9 protein-coding genes and 4 pseudogenes are annotated in these 12,716 nt (G+C 57.9%); 5 read left to right on the top strand and 8 right to left on the bottom strand.

The annotated features are described in order from the left end of the window. Nucleotides 1-47 precede the first annotated feature (47 nt). A pseudogene (locus EFR00_RS29555) lies at nucleotides 48-191 on the bottom strand (sugar ABC transporter ATP-binding protein); the annotation flags it as partial. On the opposite strand from EFR00_RS29555, the pseudogene EFR00_RS34325 reads away from it, so the two are divergent. Beyond that, nucleotides 158-340, top strand: a pseudogene (locus EFR00_RS34325) (hypothetical protein); the annotation flags it as partial. The pseudogenes EFR00_RS29555 and EFR00_RS34325 sit on opposite strands and share 34 nt — an antisense overlap. Here EFR00_RS34325 and EFR00_RS29550 read toward each other — a convergent pair. Together EFR00_RS29550 and EFR00_RS29545 are read right to left on the bottom strand one after the other, a co-directional pair. Next, nucleotides 283-589, bottom strand: a pseudogene (locus EFR00_RS29550) (nucleotidyl cyclase domain-containing protein); the annotation flags it as partial. The pseudogenes EFR00_RS34325 and EFR00_RS29550 overlap by 58 nt on opposite strands. A 57-nt stretch (nucleotides 590-646) precedes the next feature. Then, complete coding sequence (locus tag EFR00_RS29545) at nucleotides 647-2,965, bottom strand: membrane-bound PQQ-dependent dehydrogenase, glucose/quinate/shikimate family (RefSeq protein ID WP_077994895.1); 2,319 nt, start codon at nucleotides 2,963-2,965, stop codon at nucleotides 647-649. 253 nt (nucleotides 2,966-3,218) lie between these two features. Here EFR00_RS29545 and EFR00_RS29540 point away from each other — a divergent pair, with 253 nt between their 5' ends. Next, a complete protein-coding gene (locus tag EFR00_RS29540) occupies nucleotides 3,219-4,328 on the top strand; it encodes an acyltransferase family protein (RefSeq protein ID WP_077994907.1) in 1,110 nt (369 codons plus the stop codon). A 370-nt stretch (nucleotides 4,329-4,698) separates the two neighbouring features. Further along, nucleotides 4,699-4,998, top strand: coding sequence for a hypothetical protein (locus tag EFR00_RS29535; RefSeq protein WP_009996210.1), 300 nt, complete (start codon nucleotides 4,699-4,701; stop codon nucleotides 4,996-4,998). Nucleotides 4,999-5,029: 31 nt separating this feature from the next. Here the strand turns inward: EFR00_RS29535 and EFR00_RS29530 are convergent, their stop codons facing one another. Continuing rightward, the gene (locus tag EFR00_RS29530) at nucleotides 5,030-5,680 is read right to left on the bottom strand and encodes a sugar transferase (RefSeq protein WP_009996208.1); all 651 of its coding nucleotides are present in this window, start codon (nucleotides 5,678-5,680) and stop codon (nucleotides 5,030-5,032) included. Between the two features lie 337 nt (nucleotides 5,681-6,017). Here EFR00_RS29530 and EFR00_RS29525 point away from each other — a divergent pair. After that, a pseudogene (locus EFR00_RS29525) lies at nucleotides 6,018-6,782 on the top strand (Crp/Fnr family transcriptional regulator). A 98-nt stretch (nucleotides 6,783-6,880) separates the two neighbouring features. Here EFR00_RS29525 and EFR00_RS29520 read toward each other — a convergent pair. Further along, nucleotides 6,881-7,903 carry a glycosyltransferase family 2 protein gene (locus tag EFR00_RS29520; RefSeq protein ID WP_077994894.1) on the bottom strand — a complete coding sequence of 341 codons (1,023 nt, stop codon included), beginning with the start codon at nucleotides 7,901-7,903 and terminating at the stop codon, nucleotides 6,881-6,883. 130 nt (nucleotides 7,904-8,033) lie between these two features. Next, nucleotides 8,034-8,945 (bottom strand): glycosyltransferase family 8 protein, encoded by a 912-nt coding sequence (locus tag EFR00_RS29515; protein WP_077994893.1) that lies wholly within the window; start codon nucleotides 8,943-8,945, stop codon nucleotides 8,034-8,036. Between the two features lie 308 nt (nucleotides 8,946-9,253). On the opposite strand from EFR00_RS29515, the gene EFR00_RS29505 reads away from it, so the two are divergent. Further along, nucleotides 9,254-9,550, top strand: a complete 297-nt coding sequence (locus EFR00_RS29505; RefSeq protein ID WP_077994891.1) for a hypothetical protein — start codon at nucleotides 9,254-9,256, stop codon at nucleotides 9,548-9,550. 188 nt (nucleotides 9,551-9,738) lie between these two features. On the opposite strand, the gene EFR00_RS29500 is transcribed toward EFR00_RS29505, so the two are convergent. Beyond that, nucleotides 9,739-11,208, bottom strand: coding sequence for a hypothetical protein (locus EFR00_RS29500; RefSeq protein WP_077994890.1), 1,470 nt, complete (start codon nucleotides 11,206-11,208; stop codon nucleotides 9,739-9,741). A 126-nt stretch (nucleotides 11,209-11,334) separates the two neighbouring features. Next, nucleotides 11,335-12,714, bottom strand: coding sequence for a polysaccharide biosynthesis/export family protein (locus EFR00_RS29495; protein ID WP_077994889.1), 1,380 nt, complete (start codon nucleotides 12,712-12,714; stop codon nucleotides 11,335-11,337). Between the last annotated feature and the right edge of the window lie 2 nt (nucleotides 12,715-12,716).

Raw genomic sequence — 12,716 nt, 5'->3', positions numbered from 1 at the left:
TAAATTGTGCCCTAGTATGAGCTTTTTCACAAGGTTATTGTCATCGGCGGAGCGATACCAGGCCAGCCTTCGCGGCCATTGACGGCGGCTTGGGCGAAGCGGGCCGGCAGGGGCAGGCTGGCATCGGAACCTGCAATCGCCAGCCGGCCATCGCGCACTGTCGCCTTCAGCAGGTTCATCGGCGGAGCGCCGCGCCGCCGGCGCCCTTCTCGCTACAGCGATTCTTGCTGGTCCCGCTGCCGCCGATAAGACCAAGATTGACTTCTGGTTCGGCAATTCCGGTGACATCGCAAAGGATCCCGACCCGGAACTCGATGCGATGCTCCGGAGGCACGCCGATATTGCGCTCGACCATCGCCGTCGGCACCTCGATCGCGCAGCGCACGGCGTCGACGGCGCTGCGAAACTCGATGAGGCTTCGATCGCCGGTGGGCTTGACGATACGGCCATTGTGCACGGCGATTGTCGGATCGACCAGGTCGCTGCGCAGGGTTCTCAGCCGCGCCAGGATGCGATCCTCGTCCGCACCGGCGAGACGGCTTTAGCCGACTACATCCGCGACCAGGATCGCCGCCAGTTTTCGCGTCACGCTCGTAGCCTCAGTTCCTCATCGGACCAAAATAGCACAGTGTGACCGGCAGCGGCGCTAATCTTCGTCTTTTAGAGAAAAGGCGAACACGTAATCGCCGTTGTCCTTGGAATATGGCGCTCCGCCAACCGAGATCACCACATATTGCTTGCCGGTTTTCGGCGAGACGTAGGTCATGGGCGTGGCGCTCGAGCCGACCGGTAGGGGATATTTCCAGAGCTCATCGCCGTTCTCGGCGTCGTAGGCGCGGATGTAATAATCCTGGAAGCCGGCAAAGAAGACGACGCCGCCGGCGGTCGCCGACGTGCCGGCATAACTCGGCAGGCCCATTGGCATCGGCAGATTGGTTTTGATCTTAAACGGCCCGAGCTGTTCGGCGGTCCCGGCCGGGACCTGCCATGCGATCTTGCGTGTGTTCAGATCCACGGCTGTGACGGTGCCGAAGGGCGGCTGCGTGCAGGGAACGCGGAGTCTCGAGGTCCACATTTCGGTGGCCATGCCGTAAGGCGTGCCGCGCTGCGGGGCGGAGGGGCCGTGAGCGGTCGTGGTTAGGGCAAAATCGACATACTCCCCGCGGGGAATGAGTGCGAAGAGGCTGGGCACGCGGATATCGTTCAGGAAGACCCGGTTGTTGGGCAGGTCGACCGACACGCTCCCCCAATTGAGGCCGCCAAGATTTCCCGGCTGCTGGATCGCATATTGCGGGCCGATCGGGGTGAAATCGCCGTCGTAGCGCATTTTTCGAAAGGCGATGCGGCATGCTAACTGATCGAACATCGTCAGTCCCCAAGCCGTCTGCTCCGTCACCCGTTCCGCACCGATCGTCGGCATGCCGACGGAATAGGGCTGCGTCGGAGACAGCTTCTCTTCCGGTGCGCCGCCTTCCTGCGGCACTGGTCTCTCCTGAACCTCGGCAAGGGGTACACCGCTCTGACGGTTGAGCAGGAAAAGCTGCCCGCGTTTGGTGGTCTGTAGGAGAGCCGGCACGGTGGCGCCATTGCCATCGGGCAGGTCGAGCAGAACCGGCTGGGCCGGCAGGTCATAGTCCCAGATATCGTGATGCACGGTCTGGAACTTCCATCTCTCCCGTCCCGTCGTGACATCGAGCGCCACCAAAGTGGCATTGTATTGATCGGCGAAAGCCGGGCGATTGACGCCGTAATAATCCGGGGTGGTATTGCCGAGCGGTGCATAGATGAGGCCGAGCTTGTCGTCGAATGCCGCAGTCGTCCACATGTTCGGCGTGGCCCGCGTATAGGTCTGGCCCTCCGGCGGGAGTTTGGTGATCTCGGGATTGCCGAGATCCCATGCCCATTCGAGTTCGCCGGTGACGACATTGAAGGCGCGGATGACGCCCGAGGGTTCTCCAACCTCCTGATTGTCGATGACCCAGCCTCCGACGACGATCAGATTACGGGCAATCAGCGGGGCCGATGTCTGGAAATAGTAACCTGACTTGACTTCACCCATGCCCTGGGAAAGCCGCACGGTGCCATTGTCTCCGAAGCCCTTGCAGAACGCGCCGGTCTTGCTGTCGATCTCCAGGAGGCGGGCATCGATCGTCGTCTGCACCAGACGCTCATTGCAAAGACCGTCGGCTGATTGGGCCTCCGATGGCATCTTGTAGTAACCGAGGCCGCGGCAGCGCTGCCAGTACGGCGCCGCCGCCTTCGGATCGAAGGTCCAGCGCGGTTTGCCCGTATCTGCGTCAAGCGCTGCGATCACGTCCGTCGGCGTGCAGGTGTAGATCGTGTCGCCGATCTGCAGCGGCGTGTTCTGGTCGGCGCCATCGCTTTTCCCGGTGCGATATGTCCAGGCAAGATCGAGCTTGGCAACATTGCCGCGGTTGATCTGATCGAATGGGGAGTAGCGATCCCCGGCCGTGCTGCGGCCATAGGATGTCCAGTCGGAGGGGGAGTTGTTGCCCTTGGCAGTCTTATAGGCGGGGATATCGGCGGAAGGGCGGATCAGCCCATGCGGCGTGAAAGCAAGGCTGAACCCCGCCGCGAGCAGGATCGCCGCAAGCAAAGTGCCGCCGTAAAAGAGCTTCCGGTTGGCGGTTGGCGACAGCGACGGCGCAAAGAGAAGTGCAAAGCCCGCCAGTGCGATGGGGGACATCAAACGCGCAAAGAGCGCCCAAAAATTGAAACCCGACTCCCATAGTGCCCAGGGAAGGGTGAGAGCTGCGACAAGCAGGACAATGAGGGCGCCAGACATCTGCCGGCGCCACAGCAGAAGCGCGGCAGCCAGATAGGCAACCCCGCCGATCGCGTAATAGGGCGAGCCACCGAGGCTGAGCAGCAGGGCGCCGCCTCCTATCAGGCCCAATCCGATAAAGGCGAGAACAATCAAAAACAGCCTGGCCAGAAATTTCATGGTTTCCTCATTTGAATTCGCTGCCCGATCGCCTGGTCCAACTCCAACCGTCGCATGGCGCCGCGGAAAGTGCAGGGCGATTGGGTTGTGGTCAGTTGCCTCGTCTTCGGGAGAGGGGCGCTCTCTCCTTCAATTTTTCCTAATGTAGCTCTGGTCACTGACACGCGGTCCCGACCCGGCAATCATGCCGCCGCTGCGCTGCGGCGACAGCTTGCCAATCCAAATCGAGTCAATACTTCTGAAAGGGCCACAGATGTTTCTCGGCGAAAAGCTTGATCTAGCGAAAGGGCGACCGACAGGATTCGATTATATGCGATTACTGTTAGCTTTTTCAGTACTTTGGATACATACGGCCCGCGTCACATACGGCGATGACCTGTTTCTCTGGGAGTCGCCTTTCCGTCCTGTCATCAAATCAGTGCTGCCGATGTTCTTCGTCTTGAGCGGATTCCTAGTGGCTGGCAGTCTTGAACGGTCGAAGACATTGATCTCCTTTCTCGGCAACCGATTTATCCGGATCTACCCTGCCCTTGCGGTGGAGGTATTGCTGGCAGCCTTTATACTCGGAGCGATCTATACAGAGTATGACCTAAGTGACTATTTCACCGATCCTCAGTTCTTTACTTATCTGCTGAATGTCACAGGCCACATCCACTTCAATCTCCCCGGTGTATTCCTGGATAATCCCGACGCCGCAATGGTCAATGGGCAGCTCTGGACGGTGCCCTTCGAGCTTGAGTGCTATGCCGCGATCGCCGCCCTGTTTCTGCTCGGCGTGGTCAGGCGGCGGGTGATCGCCCTTATCGCAACGCCGGCTTTGATCATCAGCTTCGGTATCGCAAGGTATTGGAAACATGAGAGCGATTGGGCAACCATGCCCACGACCGCGTCGGGCAATCTGCTCATCTGCGCGTTTCTCATGGGGGTGACCTTCTATCTCTACAAGGACAAGGTTCTCTGGGATGTGAGAATTTTCCTTGCTTCGGCCACAATCATATTATGGGCCTATTGGTTCACTTCCTTTGGAGATTTCATTGCCATTCCGGCAATCGGATATGTCACGGTCTTCCTCGGCCTGACCTCGCCCCGCAAGCTTGGCATTCTCAGTGGGGCCGACTATTCCTATGGCGTTTTTCTCTACGGCTATCCCATTCAACAGGCGTTCGTAGCGCTCGGATCTTGGGCGCATAACTGGTGGTTGAACGGCATTGTCTGTAGCATCCTTGCGACCTGCTTTGCCGCCTTCTCGTGGAGATTCATCGAAAAGCCGGCGTTGAAATTGAGGAAACAAGTTACTTGGCTTGAAAATTTCAGCCTCCAGCGCGGCGCAAAACGGCAATTGGCCGCCGCAGTCTCGAAATAGCCTTATCGATGCAGGACATCAGCAGGGCTCGCCATTCACCGGCGAGCCCTGTTTCGTTGAACCGTGGTCGATTGTCGGGGGAGGCTCATCACTCTGTCGTGGTAAGGAGGAGGCTTACTGCACATGATGACGTGCATTAATCTTGCTGCATGCCGCAAACATCTCTTGGTTTCGGACGATAGAGCGTCCCTGTCGGATGAATAGCCGAATATTCTGCGCTTGGTTCGGTCGGCTTACTGAGCGTGTTTTAGGAATATTTTAACAATAATAGATAAAATACTTTAATCGAACTTCGCTTCGACTTTGAGCTTTTGCCATGTCATTGAGGCAGCCGGCGGTTTAAAGGAGATGTGAAGAGAGGAGCGGGTTAATGCTGAAGAGCGCGCTTGTCGTGGTTGCCATCTCCATCGCTGCTGGAGCGACCATTCGCGCCTGGGCCTTTGCAACCTTTGCATTTCTGCTGGTCGTTGCCTTGGGTGCTGTGATCCTGCTGAAAGGTTCCTCCTTCTCGGATGCGATCGCCTACTGCCTCCAAGCGCTTGTCTTGATGGAAGTGAGCTATCTGGCGGGTCTATTCGCCTACTCGTTGTGGGAGCATATGCGAAAGCGCCGGAAAAGGAACTCTGTTGCCGAGCGCGATCCTATGACCGGCAAGCGCCCCCACGGATAATGCTACGAGTATGAGGGAAAACCGAACGACCCTACAGGTCCGTCTTGGGCAGTAAAGCGTGCCTGGAAAGCAGGGCCGCCATAGTCTTTGCCATTATCATGAAATCCAACGTGAGTGTCCAATTGCGCAGATACTCGACGTCGAGGAAAACTCTATTCTGATAACTGACGTGTTCGCTGATCTGCCAATGACCGGTCAGGCCAGGACGGACTGCGACGTAGGCATAGGCGTGTTCGCCGTAATGGGGCAGTTCCTCTTTGGCAATGGCGCGAGGCCCGACGAGGCTCATCTGCCCAAGCAGCACGTTGATCAGTTGCGGAAGCTTGTAGAGGCTCGATCGCGTCAGGATGTCACCGACGATAGCCGCATGCAGGCTGGGCGTTGCGTCTGATCGTGTCGTCCGAAACTTGAGGCAACCGAACTCTTTTCCCCTATAGCCGATAAGCCGATGGGATTTGAAAACGGCACCCCGATCGCTGAGCATTATAATGACTGCTCCCGACAGAAGGAGCGGCGACAGAAGAAATAAAAGAGATGCCGCAATGACAAAGTCTAACGCGCGCTTCAAAATTCTGCTGATTGTATGGGATTTTGACGAATTGAAGGGACGCCCTTCCTTCCGCACCCCGGTGCTACGCCGCCAAAGGTCAGCTGGGTTGATGCCCTGATTTTTTCCCGCCATCCGCGTCTCCGTTGGGCGAATCCCAGAAATACCATCCGAAGCTTGATTCAATACAAGTTTGACGTCTGTGACCGAGGTCATAATGGTGAATAAATTCTTTATTTCCCAAAGTTCTTCCTTTAAAGCTTTACGATACTGTTTGCTTTTTGGATATATAAACGAAATATTATTAATTAATGAAAGTGGACGATATTATTCTATAGATCCAATCTTTCGTTCAGTGATTGTCATAAATCGTATAAAAATCCGGTCTTAAAATAATCGATGAGTTAGAATTAAATTTGAATTATATTGTATATTTATGTGAGCATTAGTCACTAGTTGTATATAAATCAAGATGAATACTTTATATTATTATAATTTGACTATAAGAGATAGCGAGACTGGTGCATGCGCGGCGCGAATAGGCGAAGCGGTTACTTCAGGGCCTGCAGATATCATATACGGCGGCCGTGGTGATCTGGATCACGAGTTCCCGTTTTGCCGTTCGAGTGTTCGATAGTTTCGACGGGGTGAGGTGATTGGCTGCGCCGGGGACGCCATCGACATGTTCGCCTGCGTCCAGCGCGGAATGGTGAGCGCAAGCACGCCGCTTGCCGATGGACAGGAGTTCATCGTGGAGATGATCCCAAAAGGCGGCTTGATCGGCGAATTGAAGGTGTTGCGCAAGCAATCCCTCAGCCTGGAATATCGCGCCTCATCGGACTGCGAACTGCATTACTTCGATGGTCGTTTGCTGCGGGATTTGTGTGCGAACGATCCGCAATTTCAGGTGAAGCTCCTGTCGAAGGCGCTGGCGCGTGTTTCCGAACTCGAACTGCGGATCATTTGCAACGCTGGATCGAACCTGAGGCAGAGATTGGCCCGGACGCTGCTGCGCCTTTCTGCCGTGTACAAAGTGGATGCACAACATAGCGGCGATGAGCTGATCATCTCCCAACATGACCTGGCGGCGACGCTGCCGGCGTCGCGCGAAAAGGTCAATCAATGCCTGCGGCGTTTGCGCGAAAGCAAAGTGGTCGACGGCATGCAGGGCAAAGTCCGTATTCTCAATCGGAAGGCGCTGGAAGCCTACGCCGATGGTGTGGCGTCCATTGCTTGAGGGCGCCTCGACGAATGCGGCAGCGAAAGCCTCGACAAAACCCGCCTCGGCGGGGCTTGTGTTTGACGGCGGTTGAAGCGGCTTCCCGATAATAGTGGTTAGACGTCGCTTTCGGAGGCATTCTTCCAGTATTTCCATCCTTCACCCTGAATAAGCCCGTGATCGGAGAGATCCTTCCAGCTGCGGTAGGTGCCCGTATCGTCGTAGACGAAATCATCCTTGTCCTTGCTCGAGGAATATACCGCATATTCCTCCGTGTGCTGGGAGCGGTGCGCGGCATCGGCAACCTTGTGAACGAAGGTCGACAGGAATTTGAAATGCAGAAGGGCGCCGGATACGCCGAGCGCTCCGCGCATGTCGCCCAAATTCAGGGAGAGCGGCCAGACCTGGTGCGATGATTTGAGAAAAAGACGTTCACCTTCGATATAGACGAGAGGGATCTTGTTGAGCGCGGGACCATCCCAGAGCCGGTCATGGAAATAGACCCGGCCGCGGACGCCGCCCTTGATCCATATCGTCCAGTTGCGTTCGTCGAAATGCGCGACATAGCCGGACCGGTCGAAGAGATTGCAGACCTCGAGCGGATTGCGGCCGGGTTCGCATATGTTTTCGAGAACGGGATGCCGGCTGTACATGTCGATCATCACCGAGCGCAGCGAATGACCGCCGGTGGAATCGATATAGGCGGTCAGTTGATCGATCGGTCGTGTGTCGCAATGCGGATAAACCAGGAACTCATCGGCGTCGACATAGAGGACCCATTTCTGCTGGCAGTGCCGGTTGATGACTTCGTTGATCCAGTCGTTTCCAAATCTCGCCGCCTTGTAGGATCCGTGAGCAGAAAGAAGGGAGACATCGTCGAAGCCGGACAGCAATTCGGCTGTGCCGTCTGTCGAGCCGTTGTCGATGCAGATGAAGTGCTCGAAGCCGAGATCGCGATAATACTGGAGGAAAAATGCCAGCCGGTGCCCTTCGTCGCGCATGACGCAAATGACGACGTGACGCGCCTGCTTGAGCCCGTTGCGCAGCAGGTCGTAGCGAACCTGCCGAGCCTTGAGCGAGCGGCGCAGGCGGGCTTTTGCGTAATGCGAGATACTGGTGGCGGAAGCCCTATAACTCATATTCTGTCCTGACCATTATCCATCCTGCAATGAATAGATGAATAGTTGCGCGTCCGCCTGCAACCCAAGGGTCGACCGCGATGCCGAGATCAGTCCCGCGGCTATTCACCCCCAGGCGGACCTCAATGCATCACACGGCGTAATCGCCAACCAGCAGGCTCTGGACCCGCGGATTGGGTCCGTTCGCCTCGATTGCGTGTTTGATGCGCGCCCGCATCGACCGGTACTTATACAGGGCCTTACGATCGAAGCTTATCCCGCGATACAGCGAGTTATAAATCGGATGTGCTTTGCGCAAGTCGACATAGACTTGGCTTTCCCGATCGGTCCAGGGAAAGAAGGTGCCATGCCAAGGCTTCGGATGCGCCATATAATGGACGATCGACAGGGCGGACATGTTGACCAGATGAAGGAACTGTTTAGGAAAGTTCCAGCGGTTCGATACGAGGATGAGCGATGACCCGCAGACATAATTCAATGCGCCCTGATCATGTTTGCCCTCGCAGGCCTCGGGATTTCTAGCAAAAAGCTCAAGCGCCTCCTGCCCGATCCAGCCTTTGCGGTGGAATTTCAAGACCCCCGCGTTGAAATAGTGGCTGTTCTTTCCGGTGTCGAGGAAGTCATGGATCGCCGTGTAATCGCGCGCCGCAAAAAACCTGCCCTCGGGCACAACCGCATTTTCGAGCCCGCCGAGATCGCTGACTATCTGCGTGTCGCCATCGAGGTAGATGATCTGGGTATAGTTGGCAGGCAGGATCTCGCACAGGACCAGCTTGGCCATGGTGCTGACGCTGATACGTCCCTGGAAGTGCGATCCATCGAGCTTGCCGAGCGAGTCCTGCAGCGCTTCGGTCGCATCGATCAAGTCGACCCCGCTCGTAGCCAGTAGGGCTTTGAGTTCGTCGAAATTATCGAGATGTTCCGACATGAGGACACAGACATCGGTCGCGGGGCTCGCGAATTTGCGAGCCTGCAGCGCTGAGAGAATTGTCGGAAATGAATATTCGACATCCGTGACGTAGACGACGCACTGATTGTTCATGTCTTCACCTTTCCGATCGTTTTTAACAGCACAGAATCGCTGTCGCCCTCCAAGTCGAGGGAACAGTTGTTGATTGAGCGGAAGGGGCTGTCGTATGAAAGCCCGGTCCGGTATATATTGCCGCGACACAGCCTCGGTCGTTGGCTGGTCGGCGTCCGGCTGCTGGCGGTTTTCGTGTGTTTCATTGTTGAGATATTCACCATGAAGAATGCCCTGCCTGCGACGACGCTGCGTTTGGATATCTTCTCCCCCGGCACGACAATGGGGGCCGGGGCGCATGTCGGGCCGCAGCGAGAAAAGGTATTTGAATGCTGATTACCGCGCTCATCGCCGCCGTGATTTCGATAGCTGCCGGTGCTTGCATCCGCGCTTGGGCTTTCGCAATCTTCGCATTGCTTGTGGCAATCGGCTTCGGCGGCGTGGCCTTCGTGGATGAGTCCTCCAGTGTAGCGGCGATCGGATCCGGTATCGCGATCCTCGTGCTGATGGAGATTGGCTATCTGTCGGGCGTCTTCCTGTCGGGTGTCCTGCGGCGCAATGCCAGACTGCGGCAGAGCAATTCCCCCGACAGTGTCTCTGCCGCCAGCGAGCGTCAGCAGAGCTGATATTGGGACGGAAGCAGCGGCATATCCCTCCCTGGATCGTGGTTTGGGATCGCTTGCGAACGGCAGCCTGATTTCACCGGGAATCCCTGGAGGGTGCGGCGTCGCCGAGCGGCCCCGAACCTGTGTTCGCCCGTGTCCGGCTGCGCCAGGCCGCCATTCGGCGCAATCGCGAAAGTCCCGAGCGGGCGTCATGGCGTTAAAAACATCGGCGCTCTCAAAGGAGATGCCGATGCCTCTATAGGACGCCGGTTCGCAGGCGATGAGGGCGCCCGATGCCGCGGCACATAAGCTTCGGCCAGGCAGCCCGCGGCCAGCCCCGCCGAAGTGCTGAACAGTAAGCCGAGATCCGTGCCGCTTCCTGATATCGCTGCGGAGCCGATCTGTGCGATGGATGCCATTACGGCGGCGGTTCCGATCGCGTGGGTTTGCCGGTCGCCGGATTTGTGCCGGCCGGCTGCCCTCATCAGACTGTACACGAAGACGGCGAACAGCGCGGTGCCGGTCAATCCGACATTGGACAGCAACGCCGCGATGAAGCTGGAAGCTCGAACCGTGCCCAGTCCGGCGCCGAAAGTGGCGGTATCGACAAATGCGATCAATGCCAGGGTGTTCCAGGCGGTGCGCTCTTCGCCGGACTGCGATTGCAGTTTGTCCGATACGGTGGTGGTCAGGAGACCGGCGATGGAATTCCACGCATCGGGGACAAGGCTGAGCGCGGTGATGGCGCAGGGGATGAAAAACAGCGTGATCGCAAGGAAAGTCACGTGCGGGGTCGTGGCGGAACCGCCGATCAGTCGTTTCAGGCAGAACAACACGAACATGCAGACAAGAAAGACGCCCGCGACATAGGCGGTTGTCGAGGTGCAGAGCACGATGGTCGGGCCGATCAGAAGAGTTGCCAACCCAGTCATGCGGCTTTGGACGCGCTCCAGCCATAACATGAGTGTGAAGGCGAAATAGGCCAATGCAACGGCGCCATAAGCACTTGCTTCGGGAAAGGGGCCGACGATGCGCTTGAAACCGTGGATAGTCTCGGCCGTGTGCATCGTATAATTCGCATTCCTGATGATATCGAGCAGCTGGGCCTGGCCGATCTGGAACGTTGCGAGGTCGATCAGCGCGAAGGCAAAACACGCTATCGATGCGACGATCAGCTGCCGCGCGATGAACCGGCCATATCCCAACCGGGCAAGTCCGGCGACGACGGCGAAGCAGGCGAGGTCGCCGAGAAGATAGACGGACTGGCTGATATTGGATGAACCCGGAGCCAGTGGAGCCGCTACCGTCGACATCATCCCCGAGGGGTCTCTGGCGGAGGAGTAAACGAGGGTCGCGCCGGCAAAAATACGGGGCAGGAAGAAGGACGACACCACGGAGAACAGGATGTAGCAGGCAAACCAGAAGCCGGGGCCGGGATAGGCGATGCTGGCGAGCGTCGCTTGCATCTGAACCGGGCGCAGCAAGACCGTCATGACCAGAAAGAGCACCAGAAGATGGCTCGGCTGGATGCTGCTGCCGCCGAGCGCCGGCAACTGCAGAGCCGCTGCGGCACCGAGCAGCGTCGAAAGGCAAAGGGCGGTGACGGCAAAACGCGCGCCGTTCAGCATGCTGAGCGCGCCAAGCAGCAGAACCACGAAACCGATCGGATCTATCGACATGCTTCAGATCCCAAGCAGAAGAATGAGCGGCCGAGGCCTGGCATTTGCCGAAAAGTCGCATCCAGCTTTCGGCAGGATGTGCGAGGCGAAAGCCCGCCGGCTGTCGTCGATGATCACAATCGCCTCCTAATTCGATCCGGTCTGGGATATCCAGCCGGGAGCGGAGCGATTGTCTCGGGCCACATCGGATGACGGGACCGTCAAGCTCTGTTTCTGCGGTGCTGTCTGCGGCGATGAGGATGGCGCTTGAGGGGCCGTGTCCAGACCGACCTCGACGAGGTCATGCGGTAGCAATGCGGTTTGCTCGTCCGCCACGATGTCGTGGGAGGTTCCGTCATCATTGCGACGCACGATCCTGTAGTTCTTTTTTGCCCGGCCGAGCCCCGGCGCGTCCGTGTTGATCTGGGCGAGCTGAGCGTCGTAGCCGGCCTGTTCGCCGAGGAGCTGGGCTACCTGGATATCGATCGCCGCCCTGCCGATCGCGAGATTGACCTGGTTCAGCAGGTCTTGGTTTTCGCTGTTCTGCCTGTTGACGATGTTGATCTTGGAACGGTCGGCTTCGCTGAGGCCTTGGCGAGCCGTGGTCAGGGCGACTTCGAGATCGATCAAGGTGCCTTGCGCATCCGCCACCCAGCGGTCGACAGAGACCTGGCGGGAATTGCTGACGAGGCCTTTGCTCACCAGGCTGTTGACATTGTCCAGTTCCTTCTGGGCAAGGTCGATCTGCCGTTTTTGCGAACTGATCTTGGCCGTGAGCGATTCGACCTGTTGGCCATAGAGGCGGGTCAGGTCATTCGCCGCTTCGATCCGGCTGTCGATATCGACGCGCCGCAACCGCATTAGGTTCAATTCCTGTGCCTTCAACTTGTCGACGTCGGGCGTTCCCACCAGTTCGTCGGGGATCTCGAAACTCTGTTGGCCGGCGATCTCGGCGCGCAGCCGCGCCTGTCGCATCAGGAGATCGCGCCGGTTGATAACGGCCGTCCGGTAGGCGCCGGCAGCCTGGATCCGGTCGCGCTCGAAATAGGTGTTGTCCTCGCGTTCTCTGAGGAAGCCGCCGGCGATGCTGACGGCCTTCATCACCGTCATGTTGGGTTCAAACGGATAGCGGCCGGGGGTTTGCACGGTTCCGGTCACGAAAATCGGTGCGTGCTCGGCAATCTCCAGGGCGATATACGGCTTGCCCGGAAGTGCGGATTTTTCGGCCAGCGCGCTGGCAATGGCATCGGCAAGCTGCTCGGTCGTCTTTCCATTCGCCTGCAGGTGGCCAGCGATCGGGATCGACAGGTTGCCGGCATCGTCGATGGTATAGACGCCATCGAGGGCCTCCCAGCTGGCATAGCGGGAATCCGACGACCGCCATTCGACGACGCGCAGCCTGACCTTGTCTTCCGGCACGAGAGTGAATGTTTGCGCATGGGCGACGCTCCAGCCGGTCAGGCAGGCGAATGGCAGCAAGGCGAGTGTCGCGGAAACGAGTCGATGGAACAGGGATGCTAGCTGCATTG

Origin of the sequence: Rhizobium sophoriradicis (genome assembly GCF_003939025.1) — a bacterium.
In the GTDB taxonomy this organism is placed as follows: domain Bacteria; phylum Pseudomonadota; class Alphaproteobacteria; order Rhizobiales; family Rhizobiaceae; genus Rhizobium; species Rhizobium sophoriradicis.
The sequence above is the reverse complement of the archived record's forward strand: the minus strand, read 5'-3'. Positions and strand labels throughout refer to the sequence as shown.

Coding starts and splice junctions, on each gene's coding strand:
- EFR00_RS29545 (WP_077994895.1), bottom strand. CDS start 2,965: ATGAAATTTCTGGCCAGGCTGTTTTTGATTGTTCTCGCCTTTATCGGA.
- EFR00_RS29540 (WP_077994907.1), top strand. CDS start 3,219: ATGTTTCTCGGCGAAAAGCTTGATCTAGCGAAAGGGCGACCGACAGGA.
- EFR00_RS29535 (WP_009996210.1), top strand. CDS start 4,699: ATGCTGAAGAGCGCGCTTGTCGTGGTTGCCATCTCCATCGCTGCTGGA.
- EFR00_RS29530 (WP_009996208.1), bottom strand. CDS start 5,680: ATGGCGGGAAAAAATCAGGGCATCAACCCAGCTGACCTTTGGCGGCGT.
- EFR00_RS29520 (WP_077994894.1), bottom strand. CDS start 7,903: ATGAGTTATAGGGCTTCCGCCACCAGTATCTCGCATTACGCAAAAGCC.
- EFR00_RS29515 (WP_077994893.1), bottom strand. CDS start 8,945: ATGAACAATCAGTGCGTCGTCTACGTCACGGATGTCGAATATTCATTT.
- EFR00_RS29505 (WP_077994891.1), top strand. CDS start 9,254: ATGCTGATTACCGCGCTCATCGCCGCCGTGATTTCGATAGCTGCCGGT.
- EFR00_RS29500 (WP_077994890.1), bottom strand. CDS start 11,208: ATGTCGATAGATCCGATCGGTTTCGTGGTTCTGCTGCTTGGCGCGCTC.
- EFR00_RS29495 (WP_077994889.1), bottom strand. CDS start 12,714: ATGCAGCTAGCATCCCTGTTCCATCGACTCGTTTCCGCGACACTCGCC.